The following is a 3,767-nucleotide window of genomic DNA, read 5'->3' as shown; positions in this document are numbered from 1 at the left end:
AGCGGTGTGTCATTCAACGGATATGTCGACTGACCCGGCGCCTTCGCGAGCAAGCCCGCTCCCACAGGGGGGATGTGTGTGCAGTCAGGTCGGTGTCGGGATCAGGCGATCCAGTTGCTCCTGCGCCCGCCGACTGAACACCTGCAGCAAATCACTCAAAGTATGCGGCGGCGGTTCGCTGGCGCGGGTCACGGCGTACAGGGTGATGGGCAGCGGTGGTGCCAGCGGGCGGATGGTCGTTGTAGCGGGAGACGCGCCAAGGGCCGTGAACGGGTCAATCACCGCCAGCCCTGCACCCGACTCCACCATCGCCCGAGCCAGCGAATAAGTCTGCACCGCGATGCGCACCCGGGGCGGCGGTTCGACCGCTTCCAGATAACTGTCGAGCCGTGCGGCCAGCGGGTCGGCGCTGGACAGCCCAATCAACGGCGCATCCGCCAACGCCATCAGCGGCAGTGGCTGGCCTACTTCCGCCTCCGGCCAATGCCCCTTCGGCGCCAACGCCACCAACACCCCACGAGCCAATTCCTGAGCCTTCAACCCAGGATGATCCGGTCGCTGCAACGTCAGGGCCACATCCACTTCACGCATCAACAGGTTCTGCACCAGCTCCCGGCTGTGGGCGCTGGAAAGTTCGCAAGCGATATCCGGGTAGCGCCCGGTCCATTCGTGAATGGCCGGCGGCAGCAGCGACAGGGCCAGCGCCGGGGTGGCGCCGATGCGCAGGCTGTGGCCCGGCTGGCGACGCAGACTCTGCGCCAGGCGCCGCACGCCTTGCAGGCTCTCGCTGACCTTGTCGACCTCGCGCTCCAGCTCCAGCGCTTCGGGGGTGGCCTGCAACTTGCCGCGCACCCGCAGGAACAGCGGGAACCCCAACTGCTGCTCGGCATGTTGCAGCACCTTGGTCACCGCCGGCTGGGAAACGTGCAGCAATTGCGCGGCGGCGCTGATCGATCCGGTCTGGCGGATGGCCTGGAATATCTCGATGTGACGAAGGCGCATGGCGAGTCCATAACCTTTGTTTATGGGTCTGGCATCTTTATTCATTGTTCGCCGCCTGTCACCTGGCTCTAACCTCGGTCGCATCTTCACAACGGTTTCAGGAACGGCAATGGCTCAGCGTGTGTGCATCATCGGCGGCGGTGTGGTTGGCCTGGCAACGGCTTATGCGCTGGTGCGCGACGGTTTCGACGTGACGGTGGTCGAAGCCCGGGACTCGTTGGGCAGCCAGACCAGCTTCGCCAATGGCGGCCAGCTCTCCTATCGCTACGTCGCGCCGCTGGCCGATGCCGGCGTGCCGATGCAGGCGATCGGCTGGATGCTGCGCGGCGATTCGCCCCTCAAGCTGCGCCCGCGCCTGGACCCGGCGCAGTGGCGCTGGATGGCCTCGTTCCTCGCCGCCTGCCGCAGCTCGGTCAACCGGGAAAACGCCGCCCATCTGTTGCGCCTGGCGCTGCTGAGCCAGGACACGCTCAGACACTGGCGCGAAGACGACGGGCTGGCCGGCTTCGAGTGGCGGCGCAATGGCAAGCTGGTGACGTTCCGCAACAGCGGCAACTTCGAGCATGCGCGCAACAAACTGGCCGATCCGCAACAGCAGCAGGTGCTGTCGGCTGCCGAGTGTGCGCAGCTTGAGCCGGCGCTGGCCGAGGGTGCTTTTGTCGGCGGGATTTACACCCCGGACGAAGAAGTCGGCGATTGCCACGCCTTCTGCCAGGAGCTGGCCGCGCGGCTCAGCGCTTCCGGTCGCTGCGAATGGCGCATGGGGCAAACGGTGACCGGCATTCGCCACGCCAATGGCAGCGTGAATGCCATCGAGTTGGGCGAACAGGTATTGGCGGTGGATCAACTGGTAATCGCCGCCGGCCACCGCAGCCCTCTGCTGAATCTGCCGGGCCTGCAACTGCCGCTGTACCCGCTCAAGGGCTACAGCCTGACCGTGCCGATAGGCACCGGCCACCGGGCGCCGGACGTGAGCATCACCGACTACGACCGCAAGATCGTCTACGCGCGCATCGGCGAGCAATTGCGGGTGGCGGCAATGGTCGACATCGTCGGCTTCGATCCCGCCGTCGATCCCAAGCGCCTGGCCCTGATCAAGCGCCAGGCCCGCGACACCTTCCCCAATGGCGGCGACTACGAGGCCGCCGTGGAGTGGGCCGGCATGCGCCCGGCGACACCCAGCGGCGTGCCGCTGCTGGGGGCCACGGCATATCGCAACCTGTGGCTCAATCTCGGCCATGGCGCCCTCGGTTTCACCCTCGCCTGCGGCAGCGCACGCCTGCTCAGCGAGCTGATCGGCCAGCGCCAACCTTCCATCGACCTGCACGGCTTCAATCACCGTGCGGCGTGAACGCCTGTCTCACAAGAGGACTCAGTCATGACCATTGAACGTCTGCACAGCAACCCGCGCCTGTCCGGCGCCGTGACCTTCGGCGACCTGGTGTTTCTTTCCGGCCAGGTGCCGGGGGATGCCACAGAGGTCGGCGACCAGACTCGCGAAGTGCTGGCGAAGATCGACGCCTTGCTGGCCGAAGCCGGCAGCGACAAGGATCATCTGCTCAGCGCGACCATTTACCTGAAAAACATCGGCGAGGATTTTGCCGCGATGAACGAAGTCTGGTCGGCCTGGCTGTCGCTGGGGCAGGCGCCCAGCCGGACCACGGTGCAGGCCGAACTTGCCCGCCCGCAGGTGCTGGTGGAAATCACCGTCATCGCTGCGCGTTCGTGAAACACACCAACACCCACAACGGAGAATAACAATGCAAAAAATCACGTTGCTCGGCTGCACCCTCGGGCTGTTGCTCGGCAGTCAGGTCCAGGCCAACGAGGCGCCGCTGACCGGCACCCTGGGCAAGATCGCCAACAGCCACAGCATCACCCTGGGCTATCGCGATGCGTCGGTGCCGTTCTCTTACGTGGGGGATCAGAGCGGCAAGCCGATGGGCTATTCGGTGGATCTGGCGAGCAAGATCGTCGAGCGTATCCAGCAGCGGCTGGCGCTGCCGGACTTGAAAGTGAAGTACAACCTGGTGACCTCGCAGACGCGCATCCCGCTGGTGCAGAACGGCACCGTGGATCTGGAATGCGGCTCCACGGGCGTGACCGCCGAGCGCCAGAAGCAAGTGGCGTTCTCCTACGGTTTCATCTATGTCAAAGGCCAGTTGCTGACGGCCAAGGACAGTGGCATCAAGAGCTTCGCCGACCTGCGTGACAAGAACGTGGTGACCACCGCCGGCACCACCAACGAGCGCTTCCTGAAGAGCTACAACGTCGACAACAAGATCGACATGTTCGTGATCAGCGCCAAGGACCACGGCGAGGCTTTCCAGATGCTGCAGTCGGGGCGCGCAGCGGCGTTCTACATGGATGACGCGCTGCTCTACGGCGAACGCGCCAAGGCCCATGATCCGCACAAGTGGGTAGTGGTTGGGGAGGAGCAGTCGCGGGAGATCTACAGCTGCATGGTGCGCAAGGACGATCCGCAGTTTCTTGAGCTGGTCAACGGCGTGCTTGGCGAGCTGTACAGTTCGGGCGAGATCAACGGCATTTATCAGCGCTGGTTCGAACAGCCGATTCCGCCGAAGGGTTTGAATCTCGAGTTTCCGATGACCAGTGAGTTGAAGGCGATCATTGCCAAGCCGGTGAGTGATCCGGTGCAGTAATTTTTGGGTTTCACCGCAGACCGCGGCGCGGCCATCGCGGGCAAGCCCGCTCCCACAGGTTCGTTGGTGTTCACATCATTTGTGTACGACGCCGATCTTTGT

General features: G+C 64.4%; 4 protein-coding genes. 3 read left to right on the top strand and 1 reads right to left on the bottom strand.

Annotated features, from left to right (window positions below):
* Positions 1–84 precede the first annotated feature (84 nt).
* Complete coding sequence (locus ACW9JE_RS29470) at positions 85–1,002, bottom strand: LysR family transcriptional regulator (RefSeq protein WP_224537839.1); 918 nt, start codon at positions 1,000–1,002, stop codon at positions 85–87.
* Between the two features lie 109 nt (positions 1,003–1,111).
* Here ACW9JE_RS29470 and ACW9JE_RS29465 point away from each other — a divergent pair, with 109 nt between their 5' ends.
* From ACW9JE_RS29465 to ACW9JE_RS29455, 3 genes are read left to right on the top strand one after another with little or no spacing between them, the layout of a single operon-like run.
* Positions 1,112–2,353, top strand: a complete 1,242-nt coding sequence (locus ACW9JE_RS29465; protein ID WP_457434764.1) for a D-amino acid dehydrogenase — start codon at positions 1,112–1,114, stop codon at positions 2,351–2,353.
* A 27-nt stretch (positions 2,354–2,380) separates the two neighbouring features.
* Positions 2,381–2,731: a RidA family protein gene (locus ACW9JE_RS29460; protein ID WP_457434763.1), complete on the top strand. Its 351-nt coding sequence runs from the start codon at positions 2,381–2,383 to the stop codon at positions 2,729–2,731.
* 31 nt (positions 2,732–2,762) lie between these two features.
* Positions 2,763–3,665, top strand: a complete 903-nt coding sequence (locus tag ACW9JE_RS29455; protein WP_457434762.1) for a transporter substrate-binding domain-containing protein — start codon at positions 2,763–2,765, stop codon at positions 3,663–3,665.
* Positions 3,666–3,767: the final 102 nt, after the last annotated feature.

It is taken from the genome of Pseudomonas sp. SDO55104_S430, from assembly GCF_054070595.1.
This window is presented reverse-complemented; position numbering and strand designations above follow the sequence as displayed.

Coding starts and splice junctions, on each gene's coding strand:
- ACW9JE_RS29455 (WP_457434762.1), top strand. CDS start 2,763: ATGCAAAAAATCACGTTGCTCGGCTGCACCCTCGGGCTGTTGCTCGGC.
- ACW9JE_RS29465 (WP_457434764.1), top strand. CDS start 1,112: ATGGCTCAGCGTGTGTGCATCATCGGCGGCGGTGTGGTTGGCCTGGCA.
- ACW9JE_RS29460 (WP_457434763.1), top strand. CDS start 2,381: ATGACCATTGAACGTCTGCACAGCAACCCGCGCCTGTCCGGCGCCGTG.
- ACW9JE_RS29470 (WP_224537839.1), bottom strand. CDS start 1,002: ATGCGCCTTCGTCACATCGAGATATTCCAGGCCATCCGCCAGACCGGA.